The organism is Aeromicrobium sp. S22 (assembly GCF_009661045.1).
Taxonomy (GTDB): domain Bacteria; phylum Actinomycetota; class Actinomycetes; order Propionibacteriales; family Nocardioidaceae; genus Aeromicrobium; species Aeromicrobium yanjiei.
In genome coordinates, this window is the sequence record NZ_WJWV01000003.1 from 92060 (window position 1) to 109788 (window position 17729).

General features: G+C 73.0%; 18 protein-coding genes and 1 pseudogene. 7 read left to right on the top strand and 12 right to left on the bottom strand.

Annotated features, from left to right (window positions below; all coding sequences use genetic code 11):
* Positions 1 to 8: 8 nt before the first annotated feature.
* Complete coding sequence (locus GEV27_RS13375; RefSeq protein ID WP_153934824.1) at positions 9 to 1709, top strand: helicase HerA-like domain-containing protein; 1701 nt, start codon at positions 9 to 11, stop codon at positions 1707 to 1709.
* A gap of 162 nt (positions 1710 to 1871) precedes the next feature.
* Positions 1872 to 2696, top strand: coding sequence for a phosphatase PAP2 family protein (locus tag GEV27_RS13380; protein ID WP_153909608.1), 825 nt, complete (start codon positions 1872 to 1874; stop codon positions 2694 to 2696).
* Here the strand turns inward: GEV27_RS13380 and GEV27_RS13385 are convergent.
* On the bottom strand, positions 2682 to 2939 hold the full coding sequence (locus GEV27_RS13385; RefSeq protein WP_153934826.1) for a hypothetical protein: 258 nt from the start codon (positions 2937 to 2939) through the stop codon (positions 2682 to 2684). The two genes, GEV27_RS13380 and GEV27_RS13385, sit on opposite strands and share 15 nt — an antisense overlap.
* Before the next feature lie 101 nt (positions 2940 to 3040).
* On the opposite strand from GEV27_RS13385, the gene GEV27_RS13390 reads away from it, so the two are divergent.
* Positions 3041 to 4039, top strand: a complete 999-nt coding sequence (locus GEV27_RS13390; protein ID WP_309222241.1) for a DUF2804 domain-containing protein — start codon at positions 3041 to 3043, stop codon at positions 4037 to 4039.
* A 9-nt stretch (positions 4040 to 4048) separates the two neighbouring features.
* Here the strand turns inward: GEV27_RS13390 and GEV27_RS13395 are convergent, their stop codons facing one another.
* From GEV27_RS13395 to GEV27_RS13405, 3 genes are read right to left on the bottom strand one after another with little or no spacing between them, the layout of a single operon-like run.
* Entirely contained in the window at positions 4049 to 4522 is a 474-nt protein-coding gene (locus tag GEV27_RS13395) for a hypothetical protein (protein ID WP_153909605.1), read from the bottom strand.
* Positions 4519 to 6150, bottom strand: a complete 1632-nt coding sequence (locus tag GEV27_RS13400; RefSeq protein WP_153934828.1) for a GMC oxidoreductase — start codon at positions 6148 to 6150, stop codon at positions 4519 to 4521. The genes GEV27_RS13395 and GEV27_RS13400 overlap by 4 nt, the downstream gene beginning before the upstream one ends.
* 19 nt (positions 6151 to 6169) lie before the next feature.
* On the bottom strand, positions 6170 to 7006 hold the full coding sequence (locus GEV27_RS13405; RefSeq protein ID WP_153651399.1) for an endonuclease/exonuclease/phosphatase family protein: 837 nt from the start codon (positions 7004 to 7006) through the stop codon (positions 6170 to 6172).
* Between the two features lie 117 nt (positions 7007 to 7123).
* On the opposite strand from GEV27_RS13405, the gene idi reads away from it, so the two are divergent.
* Positions 7124 to 7705 carry an isopentenyl-diphosphate Delta-isomerase gene (gene idi, locus GEV27_RS13410; protein ID WP_153934830.1) on the top strand — a complete coding sequence of 194 codons (582 nt, stop codon included), beginning with the start codon at positions 7124 to 7126 and terminating at the stop codon, positions 7703 to 7705.
* 1 nt (position 7706) lies between these two features.
* Positions 7707 to 8435: a CDP-alcohol phosphatidyltransferase family protein gene (locus GEV27_RS13415; RefSeq protein ID WP_153934832.1), complete on the top strand. Its 729-nt coding sequence runs from the start codon at positions 7707 to 7709 to the stop codon at positions 8433 to 8435.
* Here the strand turns inward: GEV27_RS13415 and GEV27_RS13420 are convergent.
* The 5 genes from GEV27_RS13420 to GEV27_RS13440 are packed head-to-tail and all read right to left on the bottom strand — an operon-like array spanning position 8410 to position 13364.
* Entirely contained in the window at positions 8410 to 9894 is a 1485-nt protein-coding gene (locus tag GEV27_RS13420) for an NAD(P)/FAD-dependent oxidoreductase (RefSeq protein ID WP_153934834.1), read from the bottom strand. The two genes, GEV27_RS13415 and GEV27_RS13420, sit on opposite strands and share 26 nt — an antisense overlap.
* Positions 9891 to 11024 carry a glycosyltransferase family 2 protein gene (locus tag GEV27_RS13425; RefSeq protein WP_309222242.1) on the bottom strand — a complete coding sequence of 378 codons (1134 nt, stop codon included), beginning with the start codon at positions 11022 to 11024 and terminating at the stop codon, positions 9891 to 9893. Before GEV27_RS13425 ends, GEV27_RS13420 begins: the two co-directional genes overlap by 4 nt.
* A complete protein-coding gene (locus tag GEV27_RS13430) occupies positions 11021 to 11830 on the bottom strand; it encodes a carotenoid biosynthesis protein (RefSeq protein WP_208430709.1) in 810 nt (269 codons plus the stop codon). The genes GEV27_RS13425 and GEV27_RS13430 overlap by 4 nt, the downstream gene beginning before the upstream one ends.
* On the bottom strand, positions 11827 to 12507 hold the full coding sequence (locus GEV27_RS13435) for a monooxygenase (protein ID WP_153934836.1): 681 nt from the start codon (positions 12505 to 12507) through the stop codon (positions 11827 to 11829). The genes GEV27_RS13430 and GEV27_RS13435 overlap by 4 nt, the downstream gene beginning before the upstream one ends.
* Complete coding sequence (locus GEV27_RS13440; protein ID WP_194944212.1) at positions 12504 to 13364, bottom strand: YhjD/YihY/BrkB family envelope integrity protein; 861 nt, start codon at positions 13362 to 13364, stop codon at positions 12504 to 12506. The genes GEV27_RS13435 and GEV27_RS13440 overlap by 4 nt, the downstream gene beginning before the upstream one ends.
* A gap of 116 nt (positions 13365 to 13480) precedes the next feature.
* On the opposite strand from GEV27_RS13440, the gene GEV27_RS13445 reads away from it, so the two are divergent.
* Together GEV27_RS13445 and GEV27_RS13450 are read left to right on the top strand one after the other, a co-directional pair.
* Positions 13481 to 13825, top strand: coding sequence for a lycopene cyclase domain-containing protein (locus tag GEV27_RS13445; RefSeq protein ID WP_153651406.1), 345 nt, complete (start codon positions 13481 to 13483; stop codon positions 13823 to 13825).
* Positions 13822 to 14211 carry a lycopene cyclase domain-containing protein gene (locus GEV27_RS13450; protein ID WP_153651407.1) on the top strand — a complete coding sequence of 130 codons (390 nt, stop codon included), beginning with the start codon at positions 13822 to 13824 and terminating at the stop codon, positions 14209 to 14211. Before GEV27_RS13445 ends, GEV27_RS13450 begins: the two co-directional genes overlap by 4 nt.
* A 28-nt stretch (positions 14212 to 14239) precedes the next feature.
* Here GEV27_RS13450 and GEV27_RS13455 read toward each other — a convergent pair.
* The 3 genes and pseudogenes from GEV27_RS13455 to GEV27_RS13465 all read right to left on the bottom strand — a co-directional run.
* Positions 14240 to 15019: pseudogene (locus tag GEV27_RS13455) on the bottom strand (phytoene/squalene synthase family protein); the annotation flags it as partial.
* Positions 15016 to 16515: a phytoene desaturase family protein gene (gene crtI, locus GEV27_RS13460; protein WP_228765267.1), complete on the bottom strand. Its 1500-nt coding sequence runs from the start codon at positions 16513 to 16515 to the stop codon at positions 15016 to 15018. The pseudogene GEV27_RS13455 and the gene crtI, both read right to left, overlap by 4 nt.
* The gene (locus tag GEV27_RS13465; RefSeq protein WP_153651409.1) at positions 16515 to 17612 is read right to left on the bottom strand and encodes a polyprenyl synthetase family protein; all 1098 of its coding nucleotides are present in this window, start codon (positions 17610 to 17612) and stop codon (positions 16515 to 16517) included. The genes crtI and GEV27_RS13465 overlap by 1 nt, the downstream gene beginning before the upstream one ends.
* Positions 17613 to 17729 lie beyond the last annotated feature (117 nt).

Genomic DNA, 17729 nt, shown 5'->3' on the forward strand with positions numbered 1-17729 from the left:
CTGTCGCCATGACGACCAGTGGCGACGCCCAGCAGGCCGCAGAGGAGGCCGCTCGGGTCGCTGCTGAGGCGCAGGCCGTCGCCGCCGCTGCGCAGAAGAAGGCCGACGAGCTCACCGCGGTGGCCGAGCGGGCCCGGGCCACGTCCGACACACCGAGTGCCGCCCCGAGCGGGATCGTCGACCTGGTCCGGGCCGGCTACGCGTTCGAGGGCGTGGCGATCGAGATGGGTGCGCTGGTCGACGACGGCCACCCCGTCCCGGACGCGCCGGTGCGGATCCCGCTCGCGATGCTCAACCGCCACGGTCTGGTCGCGGGCGCCACCGGGACCGGCAAGACCAAGACGCTGCAGGTGCTGGCCGAGCAGATCGCGTCGCACGGGGTGCCGGTGTTCGCCGCCGACATCAAGGGGGACCTGTCGGGGATCGCCACCGCGGGCACCCCGGACGAGGCGCTGCTCGAGCGGACCCGCAGCATCGGGCAGGACTGGCAACCGGTCGCGACCCCGACGGAGTACTTCGCGCTGGGCGGGATCGGCACGGGCGTGCCCGTCCGGGCCACGATCGAGGACTTCGGGCCGACCCTGCTCTCCAAGGTGCTGGGGCTCAACCGCACGCAGGAGTCGTCGCTGTCGCTCGTCTTCCACCGTGCCCGCACCGCGGGGCTGCCCCTGATCGACCTCGGCGACCTGCGCGCCGTCCTGACGCACCTCACGAGCGCCGAGGGCAAGGCCGCGCTCAAGGACCTCGGCGGGCTCTCGTCGGCCACGGTCGGGGTGATCCTGCGTGAGCTCATCGGCTTCGCGGACGAGGGCGCGGACCAGTTCTTCGGCCGGCCCGAGATCGCGGTGTCCGACTTCCTCCGCACGGCTCCGGACGGGCGGGGCATCGTCTCGCTGCTCGAGGTCCCGGGGGTCCAGGACAAGCCCGCCCTGTTCTCGACCTTCCTGATGTACCTGTTGCGCCAGCTGTTCACCGAGCTGCCCGAGGTCGGCGACGTCGAGCGGCCCAAGCTGGTCTTCTTCTTCGACGAGGCCCACCTGCTGTTCGCCGACGCCTCGGACGACTTCCTCGAGACGATCACGCAGACCGTCCGGCTCATCCGCTCCAAGGGCGTCGGCATCGTCTTCGTGACCCAGACGCCCAAGGACGTCCCGAGCGACGTCCTGGCCCAGCTCGGCTCGCGGGTGCAGCACCAGCTGCGCGCCCACACACCCGACGCCGCAAAGGCCCTGAAGGCGACCGTGTCGACCTATCCCCACACGGCGTACGACCTCGAGGAGGTGCTCACCTCTCTCGGCATCGGCGAGGCGATCGTGACGGTCATGAGCGACAAGGGCGCACCGACCCCGGTCGCCTGGACCAGGCTCCGGGCGCCGCAGGGATCCATGGCCCCGATACCTGCGGAGGAGATCCGCGCCGCCGTCGCTGCGTCCCCGTTGATGGCCCGGTACGGCACCACGGTCGACCCGCAGTCGGCCAGTGAGGTGCTGGCCGCTCGACAGGCGGAGGCAGACGCCGAGGACCGGCGGGAGGCCGACGCCGCGCGCGTGCAGAAGGAGTCCGAGCGTCTGGAGAAGCAGCGTCCCCGGCGCCCCACCCGCTCGTCGTCCCGCTCGCGACGCATGTCCCCGGTCGACCGAGCGGTCGGTGAGGCGAGTCGCACTTTGGCCCGGGAACTGGTCAAGAATCTGTTTCGGAAACGTCGTTGACTGGCTTTATCGTTCGATCTTGACGAGAATGTGGGTGACCCTGAGGAAGGAATCAGGGTCTCCACGGGTTGTTCCTCTTGTCGAGGCGCAACAGGATCGACAAGAGAAGGCGCACTTCGGCGCCTTGCTGGGTCAGGACCCGGACCGACCGCAGGAGGCGCGATGACGCAGTCATCAGCACGGACGATGCCGGCGGAGACGACCACCACCGCCAGTCGCTCGTCCGGCCTGTTGCGAGTGGCCGGCCGCGCCGGCATCGAGGTCGCGCTGATCGGCGTGCTCTACGTCGGCTACGTGATCTCCCGGACCTTCGCCTCGACCGCGTTCGCGCCGGCCCGGGGTCGCGCCTTCGACATCTTGACGTTCGAGAAGTCCTGGCGCATCGACGTCGAGTCCTGGCTCAACGACCTGTTCTTCAAGCACGAGTGGATCGGTGTCGCGAGCAGTTTCTGGTACGCCACGACGCACTACCTGGTCACCCTCGTCGTGCTCGTGTGGCTCTACCGCCGCAGTGTGTCGCAGTACGTCACGGCCCGCCGCGCGATCGTGCTGGCGTCCGTGATCGGACTGATCTTCTATCTGCTGATGCCGACGGCTCCTCCGCGTCTGGTCGGCGGCTACCACGACATCCTCAGCCTCAACTCGGGGATCGGCTGGTGGAGCCAGAACGGCTCGGCGCCCAAGGGCATGGGCGACATCACCAACGATCTCGCGGCGTTCCCGTCGCTGCACGCGGGCTGGGCGCTGTGGGTCGCGATCGTGCTGATCCGCGCGGGCGTTCCTCGCATCGTTCAGGGCATCGGCCTGGCCTACGCAGCCATGATGACCGTCGTGATCATCGGCACCGGCAACCACTGGATCGTCGATGCCATCGTCGGGTGGGCCGTCGTCCTCGTGGCGTTCGGCGTGATGATCGCCTTCGACCGCGACAACTGTCATGGCTCCGACCACGACGCCGAGCACGAGCCGGAGTCAGCCCGGGCCTGACGCCCCTTCGGAACGCCGCCTGATCGCCTCGGCGATCGCGGCGAGCACGGGTGTCGCGTTGACGGCCTCGGCGAGCACGTCGTCCGGCACCTCACGCAGCAGGGTCGTCCAGTACGCGTTGATCCTCGCGACGCTCGTGGACGCCTGCGCGGTGGGCACGAGCGCGACCGAGCGGGCGTTGCCCTCGAGCTGGTCACGCACGACCAGGCCCCCCGCCTCCAGCGCGCGGATCGCGGTGCTCACGTTGCTGCGCCGCGAGCCGGCGCCCCGTGATGCGAGGACGGCGCTCGAGGACGCTGCCGCACCGGCCTAGGATCTCCCGGGGGCGACCAGGAGGAGATCACGTGATCGAGCACGAGCTGACCGAGCGGGTGTCGCTCACCGGGCCCGACGGCCGGCTGAACCGGGCGGCTGTCGGCTGGGCCCGGCAGCCCCTGGTCGACACCCCCGGCATCGGCGGTCGGGTCTCGTGGGGCCGCAACAAGCGGTGGGAGTACTGGAACGTCATGACGCCGACCCACGTCGTCGCGCTCACGGTCTCGTCGCTGGACTACGCCGCGGTGCACGAGGTCTGGGTGCTGGACCGGGCGAGCGGCGAGGCCGTGAAGCACGCCGCGACCGGCGTCCTCGGTGGATCCGCCACGCTGCCCGCGACCCTCGGCGACGGACCTGCGCGGGCCCGGCACGGCAGGCTGACGATCGACATCGACGAGGTCGACGGCGGCACCCGGCTGCGGGGCACGATCCCCGGCGCCTCGTTCGACGTCGTGGCGGTGCGCCCCCCGGGGCACGAGTGCCTTGCAGTCGTGGTGCCGTGGAGCGACACGCGCTTCCAGTACACGGTCAAGGACGTCGCGAGACCGGCGACCGGCACCGTGACGGTGGACGGCGTGACCGCCCCGGTCCCGGCCGGGGAGTCGTGGGCGGTCCTCGACCACGGCCGGGGACGCTGGCCGTACGACATCGCCTGGAACTGGGGCGCGGGATCGGGGAGCGTCGACGGCCGCACGATCGGGATCCAGGTGGGAGCGCGCTGGACCGCGGGCACCGGATCGACCGAGAACGCGGTGCTCGTGGGCACGCGGCTGCACAAGATCAGCCACGAGCTCGACTGGGACTACGACCTCGACGACTGGCGGCGGCCGTGGCGCATCACGGGCGGTGGTCTCGATGCCACGTTCACGCCCTTCCACCACAAGCGGTCCTCGACCCAGCTCGGGGTGCTGGCGTCACGGACCGTGCAGTGCTTCGGCCATTGGGCGGGGACGTTCCGCGACGACGAGGTCGAGATCGCGTTCGAGGGCCTCGACGGCTGGGCCGAGGACGTCCACAACCGTTGGTGACGCGATGCGTCAGTCCCGGCGGGTCAGCACGAACGGCGTCCCGGGCGCCCGGCGCAGCCCGGGGACGTCCACGAACGTCATGCCCAGCAGCGTGTCGTCGTCCCACGGCCGGAACTCGTCGCGGACCCAGCGCCACGGCCGCGGGGCGTCGCCGGGGTACGTGACCAGCAGCGCAGGTCGCCCGTCCGCGAGGGAGGGGCCGACCGTCGCCGTCATCGGCAGCGTCTCGGACAACCCGGTCCCGTCGGCGCCGCGCAGGAGGTTCACGCCGGTGAGGTGCGCGGCGTCGGCGTCCGTCGGCCGGAACCGCTTGCCGAACCATCGCGGCAGGCCGACGAGGGCCAGCCCACGCGGAGCGACGGTCCGCAGCGGCGCCCCCACGTACGACGCCTCGAAGGTGCCGCTCAGATCGGCCAGGCGGGGATCGGGCAGCGAGCCCCACGCGCGGCGCAGCGCACGCAGCGAATGGTCGTGGATCGTCATGACGTCCTCCCGGCGGGAGTCGCGTCGACCGGCTCGCGGCGCACCCGGTCGGCCGGGGCCGCGGGGAAGCCTGCGGCGAACCGCTCGGCCATCGCCGTGATGGTCAGCGAGGGGTTGACGCCGAGATTGGCCGGGATCGTGCTGGCGTCCGCGACGTAGAGGCCGGGATGCCCGAACACCTCGTGGTGGGCGTCGACGACGCCTTCGGTCGCGTCGGCGCCCATGGCCGCCCCGCCCAGGATGTGCGCCGTCACGGAGAGGCCGCCGAGGGTCTCGCCGAGCAGGTTGAACGGGGTGCCGCCGGACGCCTTCGCGTACGCCCGGGTGACCTCGTTGGCGACCGGCAGGAAGCTCGGGGCCTCGCGGCCTGCGACGGACCGCGAGCGGAGCACACGTCGCCACGGCCGGAACGGGGAGCGGCGCAGCTCGAATGCGAGCTCGTTGTCGAGGCGCTGCATCACGGTCAGCACGGTCAGGCGCTGCTCGAACCGCCGCGCTCCCATCGCCCGGAGCTGCCGCAGCGGGTGCGCCGCGATCGCCCCGAGGGTGCGCAACGCCCGCAGGCGCGGACGGTGGCCGTCGATGATCGGGCCGATCTGGAAGCGCATGTGCCAGCCGCCGACATAGCGGTTCTGCGTCACGTGGGTGTCCGCGTCGGGGTGGAAGTCGGTCGTGATCGTGGGCCCGTGCGAGAGATCCTGCCCGGCCGGCTGCTGCACCGCGGTCAGCGCCTCGCTGTTGGTGCGCACGTGCCGGCCGAGCTGCCGCGAGACGCGCGGGAGGGTGCCGAGCTCGTCCCGGCAGCGAAAGAGCAGGTCGAGGGTGCCGAGCACCCCCGCGGCCAGCACGACGCGCTGCGCCCGGATCGGGGCCCGGTCGATGCCGCGCTGCCAGGGGTGGGCGACGGCGATCTCGTAGCCGCCGCCGACGAGGGGCGTGATCGCGGTGACGTCGTGCTCGGCCCGGATCTCCGCGCCGTACCGCTCGGCCAGGTGCAGGTAGTTGCGGGTGAGCTGGTTCTTCGCGCCGTACGGGCAGCCGAGCAGGCACTCGCCGCAGAGCCGGCAGCCGGTCCGGTCGGGTCCCTCGCCGCCGAAGAAGGGATCGGGCTCCGTCACGCCCTCGGTGCCGAAGTGGATCGCGAGCGGCACCGGCCCGAACGTGTGCTCGGCCCCCACCGCGCGGGCGGCGGAGCGCAGGTGCTCGTCCATCGGTCCCAGATGGGTGTTGGCGACCCGGCCGAGCATGCGGGCGGCCCGCTCGTAGTGCGGTGCGAGCTCGGTCCTCCAGTCGTCCGCGAGGTGCGCCCACGCGGGGTCGCGGTAGAACGTCTCGCCGGGCTCGAGCAGCACGCCGGCCCAGACGATCGACCCGCCGCCGACGCCGTTGGCGCCGATGATGCCGACGTCCTTGAAGATGCGTTGCCAGAAGAAGCCGCGCATGCCGGCCGCCGGCTGCCAGAGGTACGCCCGGGGGTCCTTGCGGGCGCGCAGCAGGTCGGCGTCGCTGAGCCGCCGGCCCCGCTCGAGGACGATCACACGGTGACCCGCCTCGGTGAGACGGAGCGCGGTCACCGCACCGCCGAACCCACTGCCCACCACGACCACGTCGGCGTCGAAGTCCGTCATGATGCTGACAGTAGTGGTGTCACGGTGCCACCGGCGTCACGTCGGTCACGATCCCCAGGTGGTCACCCCCGCCCAGCGCGGTCACGACAGCCCGTCGGTCGAGCCGGATCGGTCCGTCCGCGAGCGCGTGGTCCAGCTGGGCACGTGGCCTGGACGCCGGGAACGTGCGGCCGGACACGAGCGGCCGCCACCCGGTCGCCCGCGAGGGCCACGAGCCGGCGAGGTTGAGATCGCCGAGCAGGACCAGGGGCCGGGGCAGCGGCCGCGCCCAGTCGCGGATCTGGCGCAGCTGGCGGACGGCACGGGCCGGCGCGAACGACAGGTGGGTGCTGACGACCGTCAGCGGTCCGGTGGGGCCGTCGAGCACCGCCGCCAGGGCGATCCGCTGCTCGTCCGGCATGAACCAGACACGGGGACGGATGCCCGGCGGCAGGAGGATCGGCAGCCGTCCCCTCGCGGGCGCCAGCCGGAGCTCGTGCTGTGACAGCACCGGCAGCCGGGTCAGCAGCGCGACGCCGTACGACGGCTCGTCCGGGAGCGTCGCCGGTGCCGGGCGGGCGTCGCCCCCGGGGCCGGGCGCGCCGTGCAGCGTCGCGGCGAAGAGCGCGGACCAGGGCGGTCGCCCCGGCACTCGGCAGGCCTCGGCGAGCGCCGCCGCCTGGTCCAGGCCGCCCGAGCGGGGGAGCCGCAGGTCGACCTCCTGGAGCGCCACGACGTCGGCGTCGAGGTCGCGCAGGTCCGTTCCCGTGCGGGCGAGGGAGAAGGTGCCGTCGGCCGTGCGTCCCGAGGCGATGTTGAGCGACACCAGGCGCACGCTGGACGTCGTGCCGGCGTCCGGGGAGTCAGGTGGAGGCATCGGGCCGGGCACCGTCCGTTCTGGGGTGTCGTGCTGCTCGCGTCATCACTACCCGCGAAGGACGATCTCACGCTGCGCTGGCGGGCAGGACGCTCGGCCCGTCGGTACGGTGGAGGCATGGAGACCGTCGAGAACGTCGTGCTGCTGGACGAGTCCGGCCGTGACATCGGCGCGGCGCCCAAGAGCGGCGTCCACCACGACGCGACGCCGTTGCACCTGGCGTTCTCCTGCTACGTGTTCGACGCCGACGACCGGCTGCTCGTCACGCGGCGTGCAGTGGACAAGAAGACGTTCCCGGGGGTGTGGACCAACAGTGCGTGCGGGCATCCCGCGCCGGCCGAGTCGATGCTCGCCGCGGTGTCGCGGCGGGTCCGGCAGGAGCTGGGCCTCTCGGTCGAGCAGGTGCGTCTGGTGCTGCCGGAGTTCCGCTACACCGCCCACATGAACGGCATCCGTGAGAACGAGATGTGCCCGGTGTTCATCGCCCGCGCGGCGGGTGAGGTGACGCCCGATCCCGCCGAGGTCGACGACGCGGTGTGGGTGCCGTGGCGCGAGTTCGCGGCCGACGTCCTGTCCGGCCGTCGCGAGGTCTCGTCCTGGTGCCGCACGCAGGTCGAGGCGCTCGACGCCCTCGGGCCGGCGCCCGCCCACTGGCCCACGGCCGACCCCACCCGCCTGCCTCCCGCGGTCACGATCTGACATGGCGACCCCGCCGGACGGCGACCCCACCGGACAGCTCGCCCGGCAGCGGTGGTCGGCCGCGCACGGTGGTGTGGACCCAGACGCGTCGAGGTGGATCGGCGGCTGGCTCGCCCTGGTCCACCGCCTGGCCCGCCCCTTGGCGGCCCGGCGCGTCCCACCCGGCGCGATCACGGTCGGCGGGCTGATCGTCTCGGCCCTCGTGCCGGCCGTCGCCGCGGCGCCCGGTGGCTGGCCGATCGCGGCCGCGGCGCTGGCCGTCGTCGCGGGTCTGCTCGACGGCATGGACGGTGCCGTGGCCCGCATGACCGGCACCGACAGTGCGTGGGGGGCGGTGCTGGACGATCTCACCGACCGGCTCTCCGACCTGCTGCTGCTGTCCGCCCTCTGGGTGCTCGGGGCCCCCACGTGGGCGTGCGTCGGGGCGGGTGCGCTGACGCTGCTGCTGGAGTCGCTGCGGGCCTCTGCCCGCGCGGTCGGGATGACCGGCGTCGGGGCCCTCACGGTGTGGGAACGACCGTCGCGCATCATCGTCGTCGCGACCGTCGGCGGACTGTGCGGCCTGGCCCGCCTCGCGGAGGACGTCGTCGACGTGCCCTCGGATGCCGTCGAGGTGCTGGCCGGGGCCGGCACCGTGGTCGCCGCGATCCTCGCGACGTGGTCGATCGCCCACCTCGCGTTCGTGGCGCACCGCAGCCTGGGGGTCAGCAAGGCCCCACGAGACCGCTGACGATCTCGGCCGACAGCATCACGAGCGGCAGCCCACCTCCGGGGTGCGAGGAACCGCCCACCAGGAACAGCCCCGGGACGGGCGAGCGGTTGGCCGGGCGCAGGAACGCCGACCGGGGTCCGTTCGACGAGGAGCCGTAGATGGCGCCGCCGCCGGTCAAGGTGGCCCGCGCGAGGTCGGCGGGCGTCCGCACCTCGCGCCAGCGGAGATGGGGTCGCACGTCGAGACCGCGGCGCGCCATGGTCTCGAGCACGTGGTCGGCATAGTCCGCGGCGAGCCCCGGCGCATCCCAGTCCACGCCACCGTGCGGGTCGTGCGGTGCGGCGTTGACCAGGACGAACAGCCCCTCCCCGCCCTCGGGCGCGAGGGCGGGGTCGTCCGGCGACGACACGTACACGGTCGGCGCCTCCACGGGGCGGCGTCGCGAGCGCGGGCCGAGGACGCCGTCGAACTCCGCGTCGTAGTCGTCGGTGAACAGCACCCGGTGCGAGCGGTGCTCGTGGGGCAGGGCGTCCGTCGCGAGGAGCAGCACGAACCCCGACAGCGACCGGGCGTGGTCCAGGCGGGTCGCGGTCCGGCTGGCCCACCTGGCCGGCGGGACGAGCCGGCCGTACAGCTGGGCGGCGTCCACCCCGGCGACGACGACGTCGGCGGGCAGCAGCTCGCCGTCCGCGAGCCGGACCCCGCTGACCCGGCCGCCCGCGGTCCTCACCTCGGCGACCTCGGTGGACAGCCGCAGGGTGGTGCCGCGCTCGACGGCACGGTCGCGGACCGCCTCGGCGATGCGGTGCAGGCCCCCAGGGACGTGCCACGAGCCGTGCACCTGCTCGACGTACGGCACCGTGGCCAGGGCGGCCGGGGCCCGGCGTGGGTCCGATCCGGTGTACGTCGCGTAGCGGTCCAGCAGCTGCCGCAGGCGCGGATCGGTCAGGTACGACGCGCCGAGGCCGCGGAGCGTCTGCCACGGGGCGACGTCGCGGACGTCGGTGAGCCTGCGGGAGAGCCGGGCCATGTCGGTGAGCGTGATGGGCGACTCCAGGAACGGCTCGTGCGTCGCGTCCCAGATGCGCCCGGCGCGGCCGAGGAATGCGGTCCACTGGGCGCCGCTTCCCGGCCCGAGGGCGCCGTCGAGCGCCGCGGCGATCGCGGAGACGTCGCCGGGCATGTCCAGCACGGTGCCGTCGGGAAAGCGGTAGTGGCACGCGATCTCGAGCCGCTCCAGCGTCAGCACCGACGACAGCGGGTCGCCCGTGGCCGCGAACAGGTCCTCCAACACGTACGGCATCGTCAGCAGCGAGGGTCCGGTGTCGAACGTGAAGCCGTCGCGCCGGAACGTGCCGAGCTTGCCGCCGACCGCGTCCGACTGCTCCAGGACGGTCACGTCGTGGCCGGCTGCGGACAGCCGGGCGGCCGCCGCGAGCCCGCCGAGGCCGGCCCCGATGACGACGACCCGGCTCATCGCGCGCTCCGGGGCTCGGTCACGGGGCGGCCCTTCCAGCGCAGGTCGCCGCGGGCGCGGCGCCGGAACGAGTCGATCAGCAGCCCGTCGAGCAGCAGCACCGAGAGCGGGTGGAGCCACACGTCCGGGGTGGTGCGACCGCGCGTGCGGCGGGCCACGAGCGCCCGTCCGGCGACGGCCGCGAGGTAGCCCAGCAGCCCTGTGCGCGATCCGCGCAGGGCCGCGGCGGGCGGAACGACGTACGCCAGGGCGAGCCCGCCGGCGACGACCGCGGCGCCCGGGCCCGACCCGAAGGCGGACCACAACGACTTGGCGTAGCCGTCCCGCAGCGCGGGCCAGCCGTCGTACATGCGGCACGTCGCGACGCTGCTGCCGTCGGCCACGACACCGCGCCCGCCGGAGGCCTTGACCGCCCGCAGCAGCGCGATGTCCTCCAGCACCTCGTGGCGCACCGCGGCGTGACCGCCCGCGCGGCGGTAGGCGGCCGCGTCGACGCACAGCAGCTGTCCGTTGGCGGCGCCGAGGGACGGGCGGGGCGAGCGCTCGGCGAGGCGCAGGGGGAGGGTGCTCATCCACGACCACTGCAGCAGCGGCTGCACCAGGCGCTCGGACCAGGTCACCGCCAGCTGCCGGGGATACGGGCACACCAGGTCGAGCCGGGCCGACCGGAGCAGGCCGACCGTCGCGGGCAGGCACGTCGCGGCCACCGTGACGTCGGCGTCGACGAGCACCAGGACGCTCGCCTGCACCGGAGCGGCCTCGGCCAGCTGATGGCACGCCCACGGCTTGCCGAGCCAGCCCTGCGGCAGGGGTGCGCCGGTCAGCAGCGTCACCCGGGGGTCGGCCGCGGCGACCGATCGCACGAGGTCGGCGGTGGCATCGGTCGAGCCGTCGTCCAGGACCAGCACGTCGACGGGTCCCTCGCACCGATCGGCCGAGCGCAGGAGGCTGCGCAGGCATGCGACGACGACGTCGGCCTCGTCGCGGACGGGCAGCAGGACCGCGACGTGCTCGCGGGTCGGGGTGCCCTCCTCGTCGGGCACGCGCAACGTCCGCAGGTTGCGCAGCACCAGGGCGAGGGACCCGAGCGACAGGGCCGTCCCGGCGCGCACGGCCGGACCGGAGCTCACGAGCCGGCCCGGCGGCGGTGCCGTGCCAGCAGCACCGCGAGCGGGATCGCGACGGTCCCCATGAGCAGTCCGCCGACCAGGGCGACGGGGGGACGGCCGAAGAACGCCGCGTGCGCGAGCACCGACGAGGCGTACGTCCACAGGAAGACGGTGAGCGGCAGCAGGTCGCGGTCGGTGGTCTCGCCGGGGCGGCGGGCCACGACTCGGTCGAGGGCCGCGCACATGAGGACGGCGACCACGAGCCAGCCGGCGAAGTTGGTCAGCGGGATGTCCTCGACGCCCGGCAGGGACGGGGTCGGGTCGTCCCAGCGCCAGTGGCCGGCGTCGACCATCTGCGGGTCGAGGAACACGTCCCATGTCGTGAGGGCCCATCCGGCGATCAGCGGGACCAGCAGACGACGCGGGCCGGCGAGCCGGCGCGCTGCCACGAGCGCGGGATAGGCCATCATCAGCCAGGCGAGGGGGACGACCGCGGGGACGCCCAGCACCTCGGGGCCGAGAGTGCCGGTGTAGTCGTAGGAGCCGAACGGCACCCCGGTGTGGACGCCGACCGCCTCGGCGACCAGGCCGCCCCCGCCCGCGACGACGAGCAGGCCGAGCGCCGACGTGCCGCCGCGGGTCGCGGTGACGTGGACCAGCGCGGCCGCCGACAGCAGCACGACGCTGAGGATCGTGAGCCGGTTGCTGCCGCCGTCGGTGAACGGGAAGACCATCTGGGTGAGGATCGCCGCGCCCCCCAGTGCCCACGCGAGCAGCAGGGCGGGGGGCGTCCCGGTGCGGTCGGCGACGAACGAGGACGGCGTCACGGTGCCACTCCCCGGTAGGTGCCCTCGATCTCGGCGATCGCGAGCCGGGCGAACAGCTCCTCGGCGTACCAGCCGGCCGATGCGGTGCGCCGCACCACCTCGAGATGAGGTGACCGGCGGTAGGCGAAGTCGACGAGCGCGTCAGAGGACTCCCACAGGCTGAACGTCCCCTGCAGGCCGACCGGTGCCTCGCCGATGCCGAGCGACATCCGCAGGCCGGGCGATCCGTGCAGATCGCTCGAGACGGCAGGGACCGCGCGCCAGAACGTGGCCGCACGGCGTACGCGCAGCCGGGCACGGGTGATCGCGGCGACCGGCCCGTCGTGCCGCTCGGCCGGGCCCGGCGCGAACGGCTCGGCGCCCGACCACGTGCCGCGCGACGACAGCGGCGACATCACGACCCGCAGCCGCTCGTGGGCGAGGGCGTCCCACCCGCGGACGAGGCGCCCGGACTCGAAGGCGGCCGCGGACTGCTGGTCCTCCCACACCGTCAGCGTCGCCCAGTGGTGCGGATCTGCGTCCCGGACCGTGAAGGTCTCGCCGGAGCCGGTGCCGAGCAGCTTGGCGAAGCGGAGGCCGGGGGTGCCGCGCAGCCCGATCCGGTCGCGGCCCATCCGCCAGAGCGCGGACGGCACCGACCGGGTGCCCCACACGTGCAGCACCGCGACCGCGCTCATCGGGGGGTCCCCGACGCGGCACGGAGGCGGTCGTCGGCCTCGACCGTGACGACCCAGCCGACGAGCACGACCAGGTGCAGCAGGAACAACCAGAACCCCACCGCGACCACACCGCCCACCACGTCGAGGCCGCCGAACGGGACCCCCAGGTCGATCGGGAGCGACAGGAACAGCAAGAAGCCCTGCAGGAAGCCCGCGAGGAACGACGCGGTGGCGAGGGCGCCGATCAGGGCCGAGCTCCAGTGCAGGTGCCCGGGGGCCACCTGACGGAAGATCCACGCCAGCGCCGGGGTGAGGGCCAGCCACGTGATCGTGAACTCGACGACGATCAGGAGCAGACGCGACCACAGGCCCTCGCGCGACGCGAGGTCGATGGGCCCGGGGGCGAGCCGGACGACTGCGATCGACAAGAAGGGCAGCAGGATGAGCAGCGGCAGCATCGAGAGCCGTGCGCGCCAGCCCGTGAGGCGCTCGTTCGCGGGGAGCAGCGAGAGGCAGCCGCGGCGGATCCCCTCGCCGTAGAAGCTCGCCGGGAACACGGTCACGATCGCGCCGACCAGGCCGAGGTTCGCACCGGCTGACACGAGCGTGGCGAACGGTCCGCGCGCACCCATGTCGGGCGGCACGAGTGCCTGCAGGTCGAGCAGCCGGGCCTCGGCGTCCGAGCTGTCGCCGAACCAGGTCGTCGACCAGCACGCGAGCAGCAGCCACGGGACGATCGCGATCCCGGCGAAGTACGTGAGCTGGGCCGCCGACACCGACACGTCGCGGCGCCCGACCGTGCGTCCGGCCGATCGCAGTGTGTCCACAGCCGTGGTCGCGATCCCGGAGGACCTGCCTGCCCGCTCCGCCGCCATCACCTGCCCATCCTCCCGCACCGTGCAGGTGCGCGCATGGCGCTGACTCGGCTCGCGGCCACGCTCCATCGCCGGGAGACTGTAACCTCCACGAGCAGATCGACGGAGGTGCCCCGATGGAGTCCTGGACGTATGCCGGGATGCTGCTGTTCGTCCTGGTCGCGACCCTGCCGCTGGAGCTCGTGCTGCACACACGGATCTACACCCGTCCGCTCCGCCTCGGCCTCGTCCTGCTGTGCGTCGCACCACCGTTCATCCTGTGGGACGTGCTCGCGACCCGCGCGGGGCACTGGTCGTTCGACCTGTCCCGCACGTGGGGCGCGACGGTCGGCGACCTCCCCGTCGAGGAGCTGATGTTCTTCTTCGTCGTACCGGTCGCCTCGGTGATGACGCTCGAGGCCGTCCGGGCAGTGCGCGGCTGGACCGTCGGCGACGAGCCGCAGGAGGTCGAGCGTCGATGACGCACACCGAGGTGTCCCTGGTCGCGGTGCTCGCGACGATCGTGCTCGATCTCTGGATCCTTCGCACCCGGCTGCTGACCCGCCGGGTGTTCTGGGTGTCCTACGCGATCGTGCTGTTCTTCCAGCTGCTGACCAACGAGTGGCTGACCTCGCGCGGCGTCTTCCGCTACGACCCTGACGCGATCCTCGGATGGCGTGTGGGTCATGCACCGGTCGAGGACTTCCTGTTCGGATTCGCCCTGGTCACGTGGTCGATGTGCTGGTGGACGTGGTGGGGCCGTCGTGGTGTGCAGGCCGGACCCTTCGGCGAGCGCGGGCGGCTGCGACGAGGCGGGGGCCCGCGATCCGCAGACGTCGAGGACGCGACACCGTCACGCGCTGATTGAGCACGTCGTGGCCGGCCCTCTCGACCTCGTCGAGGATGCCGCCGTAGAGGTGGAACGCGGTCCAGACGCAGTCACGGCTCGTGGGCTCCAGCAGGTCGATGCCCGGGGCGGCCCGGGCGTACAGCTCGCGGGCACGCTCGACCTCGAACTGCACGAGGTTGCGGACCTCCGGTCGCACGGGCCCGGGCCGCAGGTCGTGCGGGTGCACGCCGAACGCGTCGAGGTCCTCCTGCGGCAGGTAGACCCGCCCCCGGACCAGGTCCTCGGCGACGTCGCGGATGAAGTTGGTCAGCTGGAACGCCTCGCCCAGCAGCTGCGCGTGGTGGTGGGCACGGTCGTCGACGACCCCGAGCACCGGCACCATCTGCAGCCCGATCACGGCCGCGGAGCCGTACATGTAGTCGCGCAGGTCGTCGTACGTCTCGTAGGAGGAGACCGTGATGTCCTGGCGCATCGACTGCAAAAAGGCCTCGACGTACGCCACGGGGATCCGGTAGCGGCTCATCGTGTGGCCGGCCGCCGCGGCCACCGGATCGTCCGATCCGCCGGTCCTGACCGCGTCGAGGAACGCATCGCCCCAGGCCACGAGACGATCGGGATCGGGTGCGGTCAGCGAGTCGACGAAGTCGTCGGCATAGCGCGCGAAGCCGTACAGCGCATGGACGTGCGGGCGCTTGTGCGGCGGCAGCAGCAGCGTCGCGAGGTAGTAGGACTTGCCGTGCTCGGCGTTGAGCCTGCGGCACGTCTCGTACGACGAGCGCAGCGACGGGTCGTGGATGCCGGCGGCGTCGAGCTCTCGGGCGCTCACGGCCAGGTCCTCGACCGGTAGCCCGGCTGCGGGCCGGTGATGCGCTCGGCCGCGAGTCGTCCCGAGACCAGCACCATCGGCACGCCGACGCCCGGCGTGGTGCCTGAGCCGGCGAAGACGACGTTCTCGCCCCAGATGTTGCGGGGACGGAACGGGCCGGTCTGGCCGAACGTGTGCGCGGCCGCGAAGGGCGCCCCGCGCTCCATGCCCTGCGCTTGCCAGTCCAGGGGGGTCGTGGCGTGCTCGACCTCGATCGCGTCGCCGAAGCCGGGGTAGCCGCGCCGCTCGAGCGTCTCGATGACGTGCTCGCGGTAGCGCGGCTCGAACGTCCGCCAGGCGATGTCGGCGTCGAGGTTGGGGGTCGGGAACAAGACGTAGTAGCTGTGTCGTCCGGCGGGCGCGAGGCTCGGGTCCATGTGGGTCGGCACCGACACGAGCAGCGAGGGATCGCTCATCACCCGGCGCTCGTCGATGAGCTCGGTGAACACCCCCTGCCACGACTCGCCGAACGAGATGTTGTGCAGCGCGCCGGGGTCGTAGTCCACCGTGGAGCCCGCCAGCAGGAGATAGCACGAGGGTGAGTAGGACAGTCGCGCCACGCGTCGCGGCGTCCGACCGAGGAGATCGCGCCAGGCGACCGGCAGATCGGGCGTCAGGACGACTGCGTCGCACGCGATGCGCTCACCGTCGGTGGTGTGCACGGCCGTCGCGCGCTTGCCGTCGAGCTCGACCCGCTCGACCGTCGTGCCGTATCGGAACGTCACGCCGTGCTTCTCCGCCGCACCCGCGAGGGCCTGCGGGACCGCGTGCATGCCGCCCCGGGCGAAGAAGACGCCTGCGACCGAGTCCATGTAGCTGATGACGCTGTAGATCGCGAGGGCGTCGTAGGGCGACAGACCGGCGTACATCGCCTGGAAGCTGTAGACCTTCTGCAGCCGCGGGTCCTTGAGGTACTGCGCGACCTTGGGAGCCAGCTTGCGGAACCCACCGACCGCCGCGAGGCGCGCGAGGTTGGGGGTGGCCACCGACAGGGGGGAGTCCATGTTGGTGTCGATGAAGTCCCGCATCTCGTAGCGGTAGACCTTCTCGAGCCATGCGGTGAAGTCGCGGAAGCCCGCCGCGTCACCCGGACCGCACACCTCGCGGATCTCCTGCTCCATGCGTGCCGGGTCGGCGTGGACGTCGATGCGGGAGCCGTCGGGGTACGTCGCGCGGTAGAGCGGGTCGACCGGGACCAGGTCCAGCCAGTCCTCCATCTGCTCGCCGACGCAGTCGAAGGCGTCCGCGATGAGATCGGGCATCGTCAGGACGGTCGGCCCGGTGTCGAACGTGTAGCCGCCCGTGCGGACCACGCCGGCCCGGCCGCCCGGCTCGTCGTCGCGCTCCACGACCGTGACCTGGCGGCCTGCGCCGGCGAGGCGGAGCGCGGCGGAGAGGCCGCCGAGGCCCGCGCCGACGATGACGACGTGATCGGTGCTGCCCTTCACGGTGCGCATCAGGCGGCCCGTCCTGCGATGCGCTCGGCGAGCGCGGCCAGCCCGGACGCCGTCGGCTCGGGCACGTCGCTGGCGCGTATCGCGTCGACGCCGCGGGACGTGAGCTCGGCGATCCGCTGCTCGGCCAGGTCGAGGGCGCCGGTCTCGACGAGGATCTCCTGCAACGCGGCCACCCCGTGGGCGTCCAGCTCGCGGTTGCCGAGGCCCGCGTCCAGGCGCTCGCGGCCGGCCCGGTCGGCGCGGTCCCGTGCGACCAGCACCAGCAGCGTCTTCTTGCCCTCGCGCAGATCGTCCCCGACGGGCTTGCCGGTGCGGGTCTCGTCGCCGAAGACGCCCAGGACGTCGTCGCGCAGCTGGAAGGCCTCGCCGATCGGGAGCCCGTAGGCGGAGTAGGCGCCGAGCAGCTCGGGCCCGGCCCCCGCGGACGCCCCGCCCAGCATGAGGGGGTGCTCGACGGTGTACTTGGCGCTCTTGAACTGCAGCACGGTGCGCGCGGCCTCCACGGTGGTGTGGTGGCGCGACTGCTCGAGCACGTCGAGGTACTGCCCGGCCACGACCTGGGTGCGCATCAGGTTGTAGACCCGGCGCGCGGCGGCGCGGCGGGTCGGGTCGAGCAGGCTGCCGTCGAGCAGCTCGTCGGACCAGGTCAGGCACAGGTCGCCGATCAGCAGTGCCGCGCCGTGGCCGAACTCGACCGCGTCGCCGAGGAGGTCGCCCTCGCGGTGCAGCTCCGCGAACGTCGTGTGGGCGGTCGGCACCCCGCGCCGCGTCGCGCTGTGGTCCATGAGGTCGTCGTGCACGAGCGCCGCGAGGTGAAAGACCTCGAGGGCCGCGGCCGCGTCCACCGCCTCGTCCGAGACGGGTGTGCCGGTGCCGTGCCAGCCCCAGTAGCCGAACGAGGCGCGCAGCCGCTTGCCGCCGCGGGACATGTCGCGCAGGACACGCGCGACGGCCTGCAGGTCGGGGCTCACCTCGAGGAGCACGCGCGACCGTTCGGCCAGGAAGGCGTCGAGGCGCCTCTCGACGCGCGTGAGGAAGGCCGCCGCGGACACGTCCTCACGGCGATCCGCCGCGGCGTGCTCAGCAGTCGCGGTCATGGGCTTGGTGGTCCGACACGTGCGTGGTCCCTCGTTGATGGGCGGGGGCACTCCTGGGCTTGGACAAACCTGGGTGTGCCCGGTCACTACGTCCATCCTCAGGGAAGCCGACGAGTC